This window comes from Methylobacterium longum, assembly GCF_022179385.1.
Classification (GTDB): Bacteria; Pseudomonadota; Alphaproteobacteria; order Rhizobiales; family Beijerinckiaceae; genus Methylobacterium; species Methylobacterium longum.
In genome coordinates this window covers 1-881 of the sequence record NZ_BPQS01000156.1, presented here as the reverse complement: position 1 = coordinate 881, position 881 = coordinate 1, and the positions used below count along the sequence as shown (strand labels likewise).

General features: G+C 69.6%; 1 protein-coding gene. It reads left to right on the top strand.

The annotated features are described in order from the left end of the window. On the top strand, positions 1-881 hold an 881-nt coding region (gene tnpC, locus MFF58_RS31840), incomplete at both ends, for an IS66 family transposase (protein ID WP_238294323.1).

The window sequence follows — 881 nt, the reverse complement described above, 5'->3', positions numbered from 1 at the left end:
TATCGACAGGCGCAGATCTTCGCCCGCCAGGGCATCAGCCTCGACCGCTCGACGCTGGCCGACTGGGTCGGGCGCGCCGCCTTCCTGCTCCGGCCCGTGCACGAGCGGCTCCTGGAGACGCTGAAGCGCTCGGGCAAGCTGTTTGCCGACGAGACCACGGCACCAGTGCTCGATCCGGGCCGCGGCCGCACCAAGATCGGTCAGCTCTGGGCGTATGCGCGCGACGACCGACCCTGGGGCGGGACGGATCCACCCGGCGTCGCCTACGTCTACGCCCCGGATCGCACGGCCGGACGACCGATCGCGCATCTCTGCGGGTTTGCAGGCGTGCTCCAGGTCGACGGCTACGCGGCCTACGAGAGCTTGGCCAAGGGTGGCGGCGTGCGGCTGGCCTACTGCTGGAGCCATGTCCGCCGGCAATTCTATGACCTTGCCGCGGCCTCGCCGATCGCGACGGAGACGCTCGCCCGCATCGCCGCGCTCTACCGGATCGAGGCCGAGATCCGCGGGCGCTCGGCCGAGGAGCGGCGGGTGGTCCGGCAGGAACGAAGCCGGCCGGTGGTCGAGGCGCTGGAGCCGTGGCTGCGAGAGAAGCTCGGCCTCCTTAGCCGAAAGAGCAACCTGGCGGAGGCGATCCGCTACGCCCTGAGCCGCTGGGCGGGGCTGAGCCTGTTCCTCGATGATGGGCGTGTGGAGATCGACTCCAACACCGTCGAGCGCACGATCCGGCCGCTGGCTTTGAACCGGAAGAACGCCCTGTTTGCGGGATCCGACGGCGGGGGCGAGCACTGGGCAGTGATCGCCTCGTTGATCGAGACCTGCAAACTCATCGGCGTCGAGCCGCAGGCCTACCTCACCGACGTCATCACCCGCATCGTCGA